General features: G+C 49.5%; 12 protein-coding genes, 1 other RNA gene and 1 pseudogene. All 14 read left to right on the top strand.

Translation table 11 applies throughout. The features are described from left to right. The first annotated feature begins 27 nt into the window (after positions 1-27). The 14 genes and pseudogenes from rnpB to N0B36_RS16710 all read left to right on the top strand — a co-directional run bounded on the left by rnpB (position 28) and on the right by N0B36_RS16710 (position 15,295). An RNA gene (rnpB, locus tag N0B36_RS16650) (RNase P RNA component class A) lies at positions 28-404 on the top strand. A gap of 324 nt (positions 405-728) precedes the next feature. Next, positions 729-2,369 (top strand): S-type pyocin domain-containing protein, encoded by a 1,641-nt coding sequence (locus N0B36_RS16655; protein WP_259688640.1) that lies wholly within the window; start codon positions 729-731, stop codon positions 2,367-2,369. Position 2,370: 1 nt separating this feature from the next. Then, the gene (locus N0B36_RS16660; protein WP_200108100.1) at positions 2,371-2,631 is read left to right on the top strand and encodes a bacteriocin immunity protein; all 261 of its coding nucleotides are present in this window, start codon (positions 2,371-2,373) and stop codon (positions 2,629-2,631) included. Positions 2,632-2,736: 105 nt separating this feature from the next. Continuing rightward, positions 2,737-2,886, top strand: a pseudogene (locus tag N0B36_RS24470) (S-type pyocin domain-containing protein); the annotation flags it as partial. Next, positions 2,887-3,294 (top strand): HNH endonuclease signature motif containing protein, encoded by a 408-nt coding sequence (locus N0B36_RS16665; RefSeq protein WP_409065458.1) that lies wholly within the window; start codon positions 2,887-2,889, stop codon positions 3,292-3,294. A 1-nt stretch (position 3,295) separates the two neighbouring features. Beyond that, the gene (locus tag N0B36_RS16670; protein WP_259688641.1) at positions 3,296-3,553 is read left to right on the top strand and encodes a bacteriocin immunity protein; all 258 of its coding nucleotides are present in this window, start codon (positions 3,296-3,298) and stop codon (positions 3,551-3,553) included. 750 nt (positions 3,554-4,303) lie between these two features. Then, the gene (gene tdcA / locus N0B36_RS16675) at positions 4,304-5,242 is read left to right on the top strand and encodes a transcriptional regulator TdcA (RefSeq protein ID WP_259688642.1); all 939 of its coding nucleotides are present in this window, start codon (positions 4,304-4,306) and stop codon (positions 5,240-5,242) included. Positions 5,243-5,340: 98 nt separating this feature from the next. Further along, on the top strand, positions 5,341-6,330 hold the full coding sequence (gene tdcB, locus N0B36_RS16680; protein WP_003828594.1) for a bifunctional threonine ammonia-lyase/L-serine ammonia-lyase TdcB: 990 nt from the start codon (positions 5,341-5,343) through the stop codon (positions 6,328-6,330). Positions 6,331-6,352: 22 nt separating this feature from the next. Next, a complete protein-coding gene (gene tdcC, locus N0B36_RS16685; RefSeq protein ID WP_153689985.1) occupies positions 6,353-7,684 on the top strand; it encodes a threonine/serine transporter TdcC in 1,332 nt (443 codons plus the stop codon). Positions 7,685-7,715: 31 nt separating this feature from the next. Then, a complete protein-coding gene (gene tdcD, locus N0B36_RS16690; RefSeq protein ID WP_016154632.1) occupies positions 7,716-8,924 on the top strand; it encodes a propionate kinase in 1,209 nt (402 codons plus the stop codon). Between the two features lie 28 nt (positions 8,925-8,952). Then, positions 8,953-11,247 carry a formate C-acetyltransferase gene (gene pflB, locus N0B36_RS16695; RefSeq protein ID WP_016154631.1) on the top strand — a complete coding sequence of 765 codons (2,295 nt, stop codon included), beginning with the start codon at positions 8,953-8,955 and terminating at the stop codon, positions 11,245-11,247. A gap of 13 nt (positions 11,248-11,260) precedes the next feature. Further along, positions 11,261-11,656, top strand: coding sequence for an enamine/imine deaminase (locus N0B36_RS16700; RefSeq protein WP_016154630.1), 396 nt, complete (start codon positions 11,261-11,263; stop codon positions 11,654-11,656). Between the two features lie 87 nt (positions 11,657-11,743). Then, positions 11,744-13,108 (top strand): L-serine ammonia-lyase, encoded by a 1,365-nt coding sequence (gene tdcG, locus N0B36_RS16705; RefSeq protein ID WP_019077758.1) that lies wholly within the window; start codon positions 11,744-11,746, stop codon positions 13,106-13,108. Positions 13,109-13,963: 855 nt separating this feature from the next. Next, positions 13,964-15,295 carry an amino acid permease gene (locus N0B36_RS16710; RefSeq protein ID WP_016157542.1) on the top strand — a complete coding sequence of 444 codons (1,332 nt, stop codon included), beginning with the start codon at positions 13,964-13,966 and terminating at the stop codon, positions 15,293-15,295. Positions 15,296-15,301 lie beyond the last annotated feature (6 nt).

Below are 15,301 nucleotides of genomic sequence, written 5' to 3' on the forward strand. Positions count from 1 at the left end.
CCCCGCAAACCCTCTATACTGCGCGCCGAAGCTGACCAGACAGTCGCCGCTTCGTCGTCGTCCTCTTCGGGGGAGACGGGCGGAGGGGAGGAAAGTCCGGGCTCCATAGGGCAGGGTGCCAGGTAACGCCTGGGGGGGAAACCCACGACCAGTGCAACAGAGAGCAAACCGCCGATGGCCCACGCAAGTGGGATCAGGTAAGGGTGAAAGGGTGCGGTAAGAGCGCACCGCGCGGCTGGTAACAGTCCGTGGCACGGTAAACTCCACCCGGAGCAAGGCCAAATAGGGGTTCACAAGGTACGGCCCGTACTGAACCCGGGTAGGCTGCTTGAGCCAGTGAGCGATTGCTGGCCTAGATGAATGACTGTCCACGACAGAACCCGGCTTATCGGTCAGCTTCACCTCTTTAAAAACAATACGTTGGTGTATCTCAGACGCTCAGAAGCTGACATGGGATACACCAACGGTTGCAACATCCCTCATACGCTCCGCCGCAACGACATTTACCTACGTCACGAAGTCAAAAAAATGTGCAGCGATTAAAACATTCGACAGTTCACAAGCCGAATGAATATCAGCGAATTATTCACAACAATAAATATTGTGGAACACAGTTTCATTTTGAGGAAAAACCACTTCTGGAATATGGATGTTATTCGTACAATGGCCGTTCTGGAAGAAATGAATAACATGCAAAAGGACTTATGGCAAAGGGATACATTCTACACATGTACGATCCCACCACCTGTGGTGGCAAGGTTCTGGAGGGAGCGCCAAACAGACGAACCAACGGCACGCCAGTAGCCCGTATGGGCGACAAGGTAACGTGTGGTAAAGACGGCAATACTTATCACATTATTGGTGGAATATCATGGATAACCACCGAGGGGCGTCTGGTTGCGGGTAGTCTGGACAGTTTCAGCAGTTGCCCTTGCAAGGCAAAAATTATTCCGCAAATAATGGTGCAGAGTTATGAATCGCGTAGGGGGACCAGTACCAAGACATCAAACACCGCAGCGCGCGTAGTTGCACAGAGTTCATCTTCATCTTCACCTTCATCTATATCATCAGACTTTCTTACCCCACTTCCTGTTGCGGTTTACGCGAAATCCTGTCTTCGTGGTGAAGGCTGCACCGATGCTGGTACAGAGCAAGAGCGACTCGATAATTTTGGTCATGCAGGCTATTACCGTGCTGCGCCTCAGACAGAACAAACAAAGGAAGAGCCTGTTCAGCACGCGCAGGTAGCAAAGAAACACAAACCAGACGAACCAACCCCACCACTGGAAGATAATCGCCCCTGGTACAAACGTCTCTTCAACTCACCGGACACAACCAAAGCCGCAGCGGCGGCAGGAATAGCGACAACGACCGGGATAACTACGGGTGCAACGACCGAAGCCGGATATGCAGCATTGCAAAAAATCGGGGGAAATCTTTCTGCTGCTGGCCGTTGGATAGTCCCCAACCCCACCACCGTTTTTCTGTTTGGCATATTCTACTCGCCAAAACTCAACAGCGGCGAACAGGACTACATCGATAAAATGCGGCTTGAGCAGGCCGCACGGAATAAAGAAGATGTTCCAACGCGCGTTCGCTTTCGCTGGGAAGCAGAGCAAAACGGGACGATAAGGCCGAAAGGTTTTCATGTCAGCGCCGGAGGTGGGCAGGACAAAGTTCCGGTTCGAATGCTTCAGAAGAACAGCACCACCGGGAACTATGAGTTCTGGGAGGATGGCGCAAGTAAGCCAACGATTGTTTGGACACCAGACGATCCTGGGTATGAATCTCCTTCCAATACCGGGAATCGGGACAATGTATACGTCCCTCCGAGTGTGCTGGTTTACCCTGAAAGTGAAATCAACAGCCCGTGGTCAACGGAAACGCCAGCACCGGGAGAACGCCCATTCAGGGATTATATTCTGGTACACCCTGCCGGGACGTTTGACCCGATTTATGTTTATCTTCGCAATCTGCCAGGGCAAGTCACAGGCAAGGGGCAAAAGATTTCTGGCACCTGGTTAGCTGATGCGGGTCAGGGCAACGGCTCGCCTATCCCGTCTCAGATTGCTGATAAACTGCGTGGACGCACCTTTTCCAATTTTGACGACTTCAGGCAGGCTTTCTGGCTGGAGGTTTCAAAAGATCCAGGACTGAGCCGACAATTTAGGTCTAATAACTTGACACATATCCAGAAAGGAAACTCCCCATTTACCAGGGAACAAGATTCTGTCGGAGGCCGAGAGCGTTTCGAGTTGCACCATATCACCCCGATAAGCCAAGGAGGTGAAGTGTACAATGTAGATAACATGGGAGTAACTACGTCAAAACGCCATATTGAAATTCATTCATCAGCTAAAGGGGAATAAAGTGTTTGATCAGAAATCCATTTCAGACTACACGGAAAGAGAGTTTTTAGAATTAGTGCGTAAAATTTGCTTAGCCGATACTGAAACTGAGGAGGAAGGAAACAAGCTGGTAAGAGAATTCAGAAGGTTGGCTGAGCACCCCGCTGGATCTGACCTTATCTTCTACCCTGAAGACGGGCAGGATGATAGCCCCGAGGGTGTAGTCCAACAGGTCAAAATGTGGCGTAAAGCCAATGGCAAGCCCGGTTTTCGCGATGAGTAAATCCTTATTGCGAGTGAATGGCTGGGCTTTGTTCCGGCCTTTATTTTGTCTGATAACCTGCTTTATTTGTCTCCCAAAGAGTGATATGTATCACCTTCAAATACCGGTAATCAAGACCACCTATACGTCCCTCCGAACGCGTTGGTTTACCCTGAAAGTGAAATCAACAGCCCGTGGTCAACGGAAACGCCAGCACCGGGAGAACGCCCATTCAGGGATTATATTCTGGTACACCCTGCCGGGACGTTTGACCCGATTTATGTTTATCTTCGCAATCTGCCAGGGCAAGTCACGGGCAAGGGGCAAAAGATTTCTGGCACCTGGTTAGCTGATGCGGGTCAGGGTAACGGTTCGCCTATCCCGTCTCAGATTGCTGACAAACTGCGTGGACGCACCTTCTCCAATTTTGACGACTTCAGGCAGGCTTTCTGGCTGGAGGTCAGCAAAGACCATGAACTTTCAAAGCAATTTGATCCACGCAACTTAGCTACGATGAAAAATGGTCGATCCGCCTACGCAAGAAAACCCGATAGCATCGGGCAAAGGGTCAAGTATGAACTTCATCATATCGAAGAGATCAGAAATAGTGGTGCAGTTTATGACGTAGATAATTTGGGTGTCACTACACCAAAGCGGCACATCGAAATTCACCAAGGAAAATAAAATGGTAACGCATAAACAAATCACTGATTTTACTGAAGCTGAGTTCCTCAGTTTTGTTGAAGATATTTGTAACGATACCTATCCATCTGAAAAGGCTCATATGGCTGCTGTAGCAGAGTTTGAGCGGCTTTCTGAACATTCGTCAGGTTCTGATTTGATATATTACCCAGAAGAAGGGAAAGGCGGTCCGGTCGCGGTTGTTCAAGAAATCAAAGAGTGGCGTAAAGCCAATGGCAAGCCCGGTTTTCGCGATGAGTAAATCCTGATTGTGAGTGAATGGCTGGGCTTTGTCCTGGCCTTTCTTTGTTGTAGTTGGTTCACCACGGATCTGGCCTTTATTTCCCATTCATCTCATCGTTATTTGACCTTTATTTACGCACTGAACTTCTTTTATCTAAGGGAATGTCTTGCGGGATATTTCCTTTTTTGTGATGACTAGCACAAAACGCTGCGCGATACGTTTTTATCGAGAATAATCGAACGCAATCGATCGCCATCACAAAATTACTGGCTGATAAATCGTACAAAACCACTGTTAATGTAATGTTGCATTTGATAGTGCTTTGTGTGTTTTGGTTTAAATATTAATAAATGCAATGTTTCTTTACAAACAAATAAGGCTAAAAAACGTGATGCATAACGTTATTTGACCACTATAAACGATAAAATATAATTATATTTGATAAGTTGCTTATTAAATTTAAGCACTGTTTTGCCTGGTAATTACTCTGTAATTGATTGAAATATAGCCTTTCGTGGTTTTAAGAAATAGCAGGAGAAATGGTGTTGTTATAGCCATAAAAAATCGTTATCCCCCCATCTTTTTTTGATTAAAGTCAGGATAAAGTGAGATCAATATTTCATATCTATATGATTATTAAGTGATTTCAATTTAAATAATAGTCTTACAAAATGTAAGTCAAGGGGATTTGTGAGTGGTAGCACATATCCTCGTTCGCTTAATTTGGTACACTTCCTGCCGTCAACAAAGTAATTAGCGCAGGTCGATATGAATACTATTACACTCCCTAAAACACAGCACTTAGTGGTCTTTCAGGAAGTCATTAGAAGCGGTTCTATCGGCTCAGCTGCAAAAGAATTAGGTTTAACTCAACCGGCTGTCAGCAAAATCATTAATGATGTAGAAGCTTATTTCGGTATTGAGTTAGTCGTACGCAAAAATACTGGTGTGACATTAACTCAGGCAGGTCAGGTTATGCTCTCATGGTCTGAATCTATTACCCGTGAAATGAAGAACATGGTTGATGAGATGAACAGCATGACGAGCAATGCGGTCGTTGATGTGTCGTTTGGCTTTCCTTCATTGATTGCCTTCACCATCATGTCCGGCATGATTAAAAAATTCAAAGAAGTGTTCCCGAAAGCGCAGGTTTCCATGTATGAAGCTCAGCTCTCCTCGTTCTTACCTGCGATTCGTGACGGGCGTCTGGACTTCGCGATCGGTACGCTGAGTGATGAGATGAAACTGCACGATCTGCATGTTGAACCGCTCTTTGAGTCAGACTTCGTCCTCGTTGCCAGCAAGTCCCGAACATGCACCGGCATCACCTCGCTGACCGCGTTGAAAAACGAACAGTGGGTGTTGCCACAAACGAATATGGGGTACTACAGTGAACTTCTAACCACGTTACAAAATAATGGCATCAGCAGTGAAAACATCGTTAAAACAGACTCCGTCGTTACGATTTATAATCTTGTTCTCAATGCTGATTTCTTAACAGTAATTCCCTGCGATATGACCACACCATTTGGCTCAAACCAGTTTATTACTATCCCGGTAGAAGAAACCTTACCCGTCGCGCGTTATGCCGCCGTATGGTCGAAAAATTATCGAATTAAAAAAGCAGCATCTATTTTGGTGGAATTAGCCAAAGAGTATTCATCATATAATTGTCGGAGACGAAGGCAATTAATTGAAATTGATTAAAGATTGAATTTGTTTTAACACGAAATTAACGCCATCTGTCTATATCTGACAATGGTCATGGCTATCTATTTACTTTAATACCCTAGTAAGAGGTTCTAATGCACATTACATACGATCTCCCAGTTGCAATTGAAGATATCCTCGAAGCGAAAAAAAGACTGGCGGGGAAAATTTATAAAACGGGAATGCCTCGCTCTAACTATTTTAGTGAACGTTGCAAAGGGGAAATTTTCCTCAAGTTTGAAAATATGCAACGTACCGGTTCATTTAAAATCCGTGGTGCGTTTAACAAGCTCAGTTCATTAACCGAAGCTGAAAGATGTAAGGGCGTGGTGGCTTGCTCTGCAGGTAACCATGCGCAAGGGGTTTCTCTCTCCTGCGCCATGCTCGGAATCGACGGCAAAGTGGTCATGCCGAAAGGCGCGCCGAAGTCTAAAGTTGCTGCAACCTGCGATTATTCCGCAGAGGTTGTGCTGCACGGCGACAACTTCAACGACACCATCGCTAAGGTTAGCGAGATTGTGGAAACTGAAGGCCGTATCTTTATTCCACCCTATGATGACCCGAAAGTGATTGCTGGTCAGGGCACTATTGGTCTGGAAATTCTGGAAGATCTGTACGATGTCGATAACGTGATTGTGCCAATTGGCGGTGGCGGACTGATTGCTGGTATTGCAGTGGCAATTAAATCTATTAACCCGACTATTAAAATTATTGGCGTACAGTCTGAAAATGTTCATGGCATGGCGGCTTCTTTCCACGCTGGAGAAATAACCACGCACCGAACGACCGGCACCCTGGCGGATGGTTGTGACGTTTCCCGCCCGGGTACTTTAACGTATGAAATTGTTCGTGAGCTGGTGGATGACATTGTCCTGGTCAGCGAAGATGAAATTCGCAACAGCATGGTGGCATTAATTCAGCGAAATAAAGTTGTGACTGAAGGTGCCGGCGCGCTGGCTTGCGCAGCATTATTAAGCGGGAAATTAGATAGCTATATCCAGAACAGAAAAACAGTCAGCATTATTTCTGGCGGTAATATCGACCTTTCTCGTGTATCTCAAATTACTGGTTTAGTTGACGCTTAATATACTTCGTTGAGGATAGGATATGAGTACTACTGATAGCATTGTATCCAGCCAGACAAAACAGTCGTCCTGGCGCAAATCGGACACCACCTGGACACTGGGTTTATTTGGTACAGCCATCGGCGCCGGGGTGCTGTTCTTCCCTATCCGCGCAGGTTTTGGCGGACTGATCCCCATTCTGATAATGCTGGTGTTAGCATACCCCATCGCCTTCTATTGCCACCGTGCGCTGGCACGCCTGTGTCTTTCCGGTTCTAACCCTTCCGGTAACATCACAGAAACGGTTGAAGAGCACTTTGGTAAAACGGGCGGCGTGGTTATCACGTTCCTCTACTTCTTTGCAATTTGTCCGCTGCTGTGGATTTATGGCGTCACCATTACCAACACCTTTATGACCTTTTGGGAAAACCAGTTGCAGATGCCAGCGTTAAACCGTGGCTTCGTGGCACTGTTCCTGCTGCTGCTGATGGCATTCGTCATCTGGTTTGGTAAGGATCTGATGGTTAAAGTGATGAGCTACCTGGTATGGCCGTTTATTGCCAGCCTGGTGCTGATCTCTCTGTCTCTGATTCCTTACTGGAACTCTGCGGTTATCGATCAGGTTGATCTCAGCAATATCGCACTGACTGGCCATGACGGCATCCTGGTTACCGTGTGGCTGGGTATTTCCATCATGGTGTTTTCTTTCAACTTCTCACCTATCGTTTCTTCCTTCGTGGTCTCTAAACGTGAAGAGTATGAGAAAGATTACGGTCGCGAATTTACCGAGCAGAAATGTTCAAAAATCATCTCCCGCGCCAGTATGCTGATGGTTGCCGTGGTGATGTTCTTTGCCTTTAGCTGCCTGTTCACGCTCTCTCCGGCAAACATGGCGGATGCGAAAGCGCAGAACATTCCAGTACTGTCTTACCTGGCGAACCACTTCGCTTCACTGTCCGGTTCGAAGTCCACCTTCGCGACCGTTCTGGAGTACGGCGCTTCAATCATCGCACTGGTTGCTATCTTCAAATCTTTCTTCGGCCACTACCTGGGCACGCTGGAAGGTCTGAACGGTCTGGTGCTGAAGTTTGGTTACAAAGGCGATAAAACTAAGGTTTCCGTCGGCAAACTTAACACCATCAGCATGATCTTTATCATGGGCTCCACCTGGGTTGTGGCTTACGCCAACCCGAACATCCTGGACCTGATTGAAGCAATGGGCGCGCCGATTATTGCCTCTCTGCTCTGCCTGCTGCCGATGTATGCCATCCGTAAAGCGCCGTCACTGGCGAAATACCGTGGCCGTCTGGATAACGTGTTTGTTACCGTGATTGGTCTGCTGACTATCCTGAACATTGTCTACAAACTGTTTTAATCCTTAAGCTCAGGATGAGCGGAGTAGTGAAATGAATGAGTTTCCGGTAGTACTGGTTATTAACTGTGGTTCGTCTTCCATTAAATTCTCAGTGCTGGATGCAGCGAACTGTGAAGTTTTAATGGCGGGAATCGCGGACGGTATTAACTCTGAAAATGCGTTCATAGCAATTAATGGAGGAGAGCCAGCTAAGCTGGCTCACCACAGCTACGAAGACGCATTAAAAGCAATCGCCGTTGAACTGGAAAAACGTAATTTAATGGACAGCGTGGCCTTAATTGGCCACCGCATTGCCCACGGTGGAAATATCTTTACCGAATCAGCAATTATTACTGACGACGTTATCGATAATATTCGCCGGGTATCGCCTTTAGCTCCGTTACATAATTATGCGAACCTCAGTGGGATTGAATCCGCACAGCACCTTTTCCCAGGCGTGCAGCAGGTTGCGGTATTTGATACCAGCTTCCACCAGACGATGGCCCCAGAGGCCTATCTTTACGGTCTACCGTGGAAATATTTTGAGGAGTTAGGCGTTCGTCGTTATGGCTTCCACGGCACGTCGCACCGCTATGTATCTCAGCGAGCGCATGAGCTTCTTGAGCTGCAGAGTGATGACTCCGGTCTGGTTGTGGCTCACCTGGGGAACGGCGCGTCAATCTGCGCGGTGCGTAACGGGCAGAGCGTTGATACCTCAATGGGCATGACGCCGTTGGAAGGGTTGATGATGGGCACACGCAGCGGTGACGTCGATTTCGGCGCCATGGCGTGGATTGCCAGCGAAACCAACCAGACGCTGAGCGACCTTGAGCGTGTTGTGAATAAAGAGTCCGGTTTACTGGGTATTTCCGGTTTGTCCTCTGACTTACGTACGTTAGAAAAAGCCTGGCACGAGGGACATGAGCGTGCGCAGCTGGCGATTAAAACGTTTGTGCATCGTATCGCGCGCCATATCGCCGGACATGCCGCTTCGCTGCATCGTCTTGATGGGATTATTTTCACCGGTGGAATAGGTGAGAACTCGGTATTAATTCGTCGTCTGGTTATTGAACATCTCGCCGTTTTAGGGGTGAATATCGACAGCGAGATGAATAGCCTGCCAAATTCCCATGGCGAAAGAATTATCTCTAATAAAGATGCTCGTGTTATTTGTGCGGTTATTCCCACAAATGAAGAGAAAATGATTGCGCGTGATGCCATTGCGTTAGGCAAAATTAATATACCAGTAGAATTTGCATAATTAATTTTCAGCAGAGAGATTATTTTTCATGAAGGTAAATATCGATACCAGCGATATGCTGTATGCCGAAGCCTGGAATGGCTTTAAAGGTACGGACTGGAAAGAAGAAATTAATGTCCGTGATTTTATTCAGCACAACTATACGCCTTATGAAGGGGATGAATCTTTCCTCGCCGAAGCAACGCCAGCGACCACTGCATTGTGGGAAAAAGTCATGGCGGGCATCCGTATTGAAAACTCGACGCACGCGCCGGTTGATTTCGATACCAATATTGCCACCACGATAACCGCACATGATGCGGGTTATATTGAACAAGAACTGGAAAAAATCGTTGGTCTGCAAACGGATAAGCCGCTCAAGCGTGCTCTGCATCCGTTTGGCGGCATCAACATGATCAAAAGCTCTTTTGATGCTTATGGTCGTGAGATGGATGCTGATTTTGAATACCAGTTTACTGAACTGCGTAAAACCCATAACCAGGGCGTATTCGACGCCTACTCTCCGGATATGCTGCGCTGCCGTAAATCCGGCGTGCTGACCGGTCTGCCGGATGGCTATGGCCGTGGTCGTATCATCGGCGACTATCGCCGCGTCGCGCTGTACGGTATCCGCTACCTGGTACGCGAGCGTGAACTGCAGTTTGCCGATCTCCAGTCGAACCTGGAGTGGGGCCAGAATCTTGAAGCCACGATTCGCCTGCGCGAAGAGCTGTCTGAGCACCGTCGCGCCCTGCTGCAGATGCAGGAAATGGCAGCGAAGTACGGCTGCGATATCTCCCGCCCGGCGCGTAATGCGCAGGAAGCGGTGCAGTGGGTTTACTTTGCTTACCTGGCTGCGGTGAAATCTCAGAACGGCGGCGCAATGTCGTTGGGCCGTACCGCATCGTTCCTCGACATCTACATTGAGCGCGATTTCAAAGCGGGAATTTTAAACGAGCAGCAGGCGCAGGAGCTGATCGACCACTTCATTATGAAGATCCGTATGGTGCGCTTCCTGCGTACGCCGGAATTCGACACCCTGTTCTCAGGCGACCCTATCTGGGCGACTGAAGTTATCGGCGGCATGGGGCTGGATGGCCGCACGCTGGTAACGAAAAACTCGTTCCGCTACCTGCATACGCTGCACACTATGGGACCGGCGCCTGAGCCGAACCTGACGGTGCTGTGGTCTGAAGCGCTGCCGATTGCCTTCAAAAAGTACGCCGCCCAGGTGTCTATCATCACCTCGTCTTTGCAGTATGAAAACGACGATTTGATGCGTGCCGACTTTGACAGCGATGACTATGCCATTGCCTGCTGCGTAAGCCCGATGGTTATCGGCAAACAAATGCAGTTCTTCGGTGCGCGTGCCAACCTCGCCAAAACGTTGCTGTACGCAATCAACGGCGGCGTGGATGAGAAGCTGAAAATTCAGGTTGGGCCGAAAACGGCACCGCTGATGGATGACGTGCTGGATTACGATACGGTGATGGAGAGCCTGGACCACTTTATGGACTGGCTGGCCGTGCAGTACATCAGCGCGCTGAACATCATCCACTATATGCACGACAAGTACAGCTATGAAGCTTCGCTGATGGCGCTACACGATCGTGATGTCTATCGCACGATGGCTTGTGGTATGGCGGGTCTGTCCGTGGCGGCGGATTCTCTGTCGGCTATCAAATACGCCCGCGTGAAACCGATTCGTGATGAAAACGGTCTGGCTGTCGATTTCGAAATCGAAGGCGACTATCCGCAATACGGCAACAACGACGAGCGAGTAGACAGCATTGCCTGCGACCTGGTCGAACGCTTCATGAAGAAAATTAAAGTGTTGCCAACCTACCGTAACGCGGTGCCGACGCAGTCCATCCTGACCATCACCTCCAACGTGGTGTACGGACAGAAAACCGGTAACACACCGGACGGACGTCGCGCAGGTACGCCGTTTGCACCAGGGGCTAACCCGATGCACGGTCGCGATCGTAAAGGCGCGGTTGCGTCGTTAACCTCAGTGGCCAAACTGCCGTTTACCTATGCCAAAGACGGTATCTCGTACACCTTCTCCATTGTGCCGGCTGCACTGGGCAAAGAAGATGGGGTGCGTAAAACCAACCTGGTTGGTCTGCTGGACGGTTACTTCCACCACGAAGCGCATGTGGAAGGTGGGCAGCATCTGAACGTTAACGTTATGAACCGTGAAATGTTGATGGATGCCATTGAGCACCCGGAAAACTATCCGAACCTGACGATCCGCGTGTCTGGCTATGCGGTGCGCTTCAACGCGTTGACCCGTGAACAGCAGCAGGATGTTATTTCACGTACTTTCACCCAGGCGCTCTGACGCCGGAGGGATTATGAGAAAAGTTATTGCAACCGAATGTGCGCCAGGGGCGATTGGGCCTTACGTACAGGGCGTGGACCTGGGCAGCATGGTGTTGACGTCAGGTCAAATCCCGGTGTGTCCACAGACCGGTGAAGTGGCAGAAAACGTGGCCGATCAGGCACGTCAAAGCCTGGAAAACGTGAAAGCGATCGTCGAGTCCGCAGGTTTGAAAGTGAGCGATATCGTGAAGACTACCGTTTTCGTATCCGACCTGAACGACTTCGCCACCATTAACCAGGTGTACCAGCAGTTCTTTGATGAGCATCAGGCTACCTACCCCACGCGCAGTTGCGTACAGGTCGCCCGCTTACCAAAGGATGTGAAGCTGGAGATTGAAGCCATCGCCGTACGTGGCGACACGCTGTAATCCCTTGCGGGGCGATCTCAGGATCGCCCCAATCCTTAATGAGTGTGAAACCTGGTCTTCACTGAACGGCAATCCGAGGGTGTGGATATGATTAGCGCATTCGATATTTTCAAGATTGGCATTGGACCTTCCAGCTCCCATACCGTGGGGCCAATGAACGCAGGTAAAAGCTTTATCGATCTGTTGGTCAGCAGCGGAGAACTCCCCAGAACCACGCATATTGTGGTCGATCTTTACGGATCGCTTTCCCTGACCGGGAAAGGTCATGCGACAGATGTCGCGATCATGATGGGGCTGGCCGGTAACAGTCCGCAAAACGTTAATATAGACTCAATCGCTGGTTTTACTCAGGAAGTGGCCCGTACCGGACGTTTGCCGGTTGCTGAGGGCACGCATGTTGTCGATTTCTCTCCAGATGAAAATATTCTCTTTCATACCGAAACCCTGCCACGCCATGAAAATGGCATGCGTATCACCGCGTGGAACGGCACCGAGAGGCTATTAAGCAAAACCTATTACTCCGTCGGCGGTGGTTTTATCATTGAAGAGGAGCAATTTGGGCAGGTGCATGATGTTGAAGCACACGTGCCCTACAATTTTCATTCCGCCAGCGAACTGCTGAAACTGTGCGAGCGCAATGGGCTGTCTGTTTCCGGCTTGATGATGCAAAACGAGCTGGCGATGCGCAGCAAAGAGGAAATCGATGCTGGCTTTGCCGCCATTTGGGACGTCATGCACGCCGGGATTGAGCGCGGCATGAACACCGAAGGCGTCCTGCCGGGGCCGCTTAACGTTCCACGTCGCGCCGTGGCATTACGTCGGTTGCTGGTTTCCAGCGATAATCTGTCCAGCGACCCGATGAACGTTATTGACTGGATCAACATGTTCGCGCTGGCCGTGAGCGAAGAAAACGCCGCCGGGTGCCGGGTTGTGACGGCGCCGACCAACGGTGCATGTGGGATTATTCCCGCCGTATTGGCCTATTACGACAAGTTCCGCCGTCCGGTGAATGCGAACTCCATTGCCCGCTATTTGCTGGCCGCGGGGGCGATAGGCGCGCTGTATAAGATGAACGCCTCTATTTCTGGTGCTGAGGTGGGCTGCCAGGGTGAGATTGGCGTAGCCTGTTCAATGGCGGCTGCCGGTCTGACAGAACTGCTGGGCGGTAGCCCGTCGCAGGTCTGTATCGCAGCGGAAATCGCCATGGAGCATAACCTGGGGCTGACCTGCGATCCGGTAGCCGGACAGGTGCAAATACCGTGCATTGAACGTAATGCGATCAACGCAGTAAAAGCCGTCAACGCCGCGCGCATGGCGCTACGTCGAACGTCAGAACCACGCGTTTCGCTCGATAAAGTGATCGAGACCATGTATGAAACGGGCAAAGATATGAACGACAAATACCGTGAAACCTCACGCGGTGGGCTGGCAATTAAAGTGGTTTGTACCTGAGGTGAAAAGCCGTGCCTGGTCAGCGCAGCGCTATTCGACAATGAATTAATCAATATGACCTGATAAAAAAGGTGCACGTTAGTGCGTAATGCTTGTCAGTTAACGAGGATGAGTGGCCGTAGCGATAATGGAAAGTGGCACATACGGAGGTAATGAATCTGTTGCCTCCGGCGTATTGCTACGTTCACCTTAGTGATATCACTTCTCTGAGACAATACGACCTGTGAACGTGTTAAGGGTACTATCGCCGTACCCTTAACAATCCCGGCTCCCGGCGGGAAAATTGCCGCTCCGCGGTTCCCTCCGTTTATTCCTCCAGGCTACCGGGCCGGGCGCGAGGTAGCGTCCCTGCAAAACGCGCCCTGAACCCGCATCCCTGCGGGTTCTCCCGGCCTTACGGAAACACGTCGGCAATTTTCAGCCGGACCAGCCCACACCTGACCCCCTGCGTTTTTTATCTGAACAGCAAAACAGATTTAACTGGAAGTCAGTGCACCGTGCACGTTCACGGGTATCTGCGCTTCAGAAAAGTGATACCACTGAGGTGAACGGAACCCTGAGCCGAAATCACATATTCTCCATAATGCTTAACTGACTGGCATTACATGTTAGTGCGCCTTTTTTGTTGTGATCTGCTTCAAATATAGAAATTCAATTCTTTATATGGAAATAAAAGAGAAAATATTTCTTAACTTTTAGAAATTACAGGGGTTTGTTTGTGAAGTTTTTCTCTGATCCTGCGCGTATGATTTCCTCATTACTCCAATAGCTCACCTGCACCGTAGTACTGCGTATCGCATTGAGGCAGTACGAAAAAAATATAAAAACCTCTACCTACACATTGAGCGGAAAATTATGGAAACGGCAACGAATAACAGCGTAATACTCGACGCATCTGCTCCGGCACGTCGGGCGGGAATGACCGAAAGTGAATGGCGCGAAGCCATTAAATTCGACAGCATGGACACCGGCTGGGTCATTATGAGTATCGGTATGGCAATTGGTGCGGGGATTGTTTTTCTTCCCGTCCAGGTGGGTTTGATGGGGCTGTGGGTGTTTTTGCTCTCCTCTATCATCGGCTACCCAGCCATGTATCTGTTCCAGCGTCTGTTTATTAATACGCTGGCTGAGTCCCCAGAGTGTAAAGACTACCCGAGCGTGATCAGCGGCTATCTGGGTAAGAACTGGGGCATCCTGTTAGGTGCGTTGTATTTTGTGATGCTGGTTATCTGGATGTTCGTCTATTCCACCGCCATCACCAACGATAGCGCCTCCTACCTGCATACTTTTGGTGTTACTGAAGGGTTACTGTCCGACAGCCCGTTCTATGGCCTGGTGCTGATTTGCATCCTGGTGGCTATCTCGTCCCGCGGGGAAAAACTGCTGTTTAAAATCTCCACCGGTATGGTACTGACCAAGCTGCTGGTGGTGGCGGCGCTTGGCGTGTCGATGGTTGGGATGTGGCATTTATATAACGTAGGTTCACTGCCGCCGATGGCGCTGTTGATCAAAAACGCGATTATCACGCTGCCGTTTACCCTGACCTCGATTCTGTTTATTCAGACCTTAAGCCCGATGGTTATCTCCTATCGTTCTCGCAATAAATCCATTGAAGTGGCACGCCATAAAGCCCTGCGAGCCATGAATATTGCGTTCGGTATTCTGTTTGTGACCGTCTTTTTCTACGCCGTTTCCTTCACGCTGGCGATGGGCCATGACGAAGCGGTTAAAGCTTATGAGCAGAACATTTCCGCTCTGGCGATTGCCGCGCAGTTTATCAGCGGCGCGGGTGCTGGCTGGGTGAAAATCGTCAGCGTTATTCTGAACATCTTTGCCGTAATGACCGCTTTCTTCGGCGTTTACTTAGGGTTCCGTGAAGCCACTCAAGGGATCGTGATGAACGTGCTGCGCCGCAAAATGCCAGCCGAGAAAATCAATGAGACCCTGGTTCAGCGCGGCATTATGGTTTTCGCTATCCTGCTGGCGTGGGGAGCCATTGTGCTTAATGCGCCAGTACTGAGCTTCACTTCTATTTGTAGCCCTATCTTCGGCATGGTGGGATGTCTGATCCCGGCCTGGCTGGTCTACAAAGTTCCTGCACTGCACAAATACAAAGGCGCTTCCCTGTATCTGATTATTGTCACGGGCCTGCTGCTGTGCGTTTCTCCGTTCCTGGCATTTTCCTGAGATATC

Origin of the sequence: Citrobacter sp. XY323 (assembly GCF_025106035.1) — a bacterium.
Lineage (GTDB): Bacteria > Pseudomonadota > Gammaproteobacteria > Enterobacterales > Enterobacteriaceae > Citrobacter > Citrobacter braakii.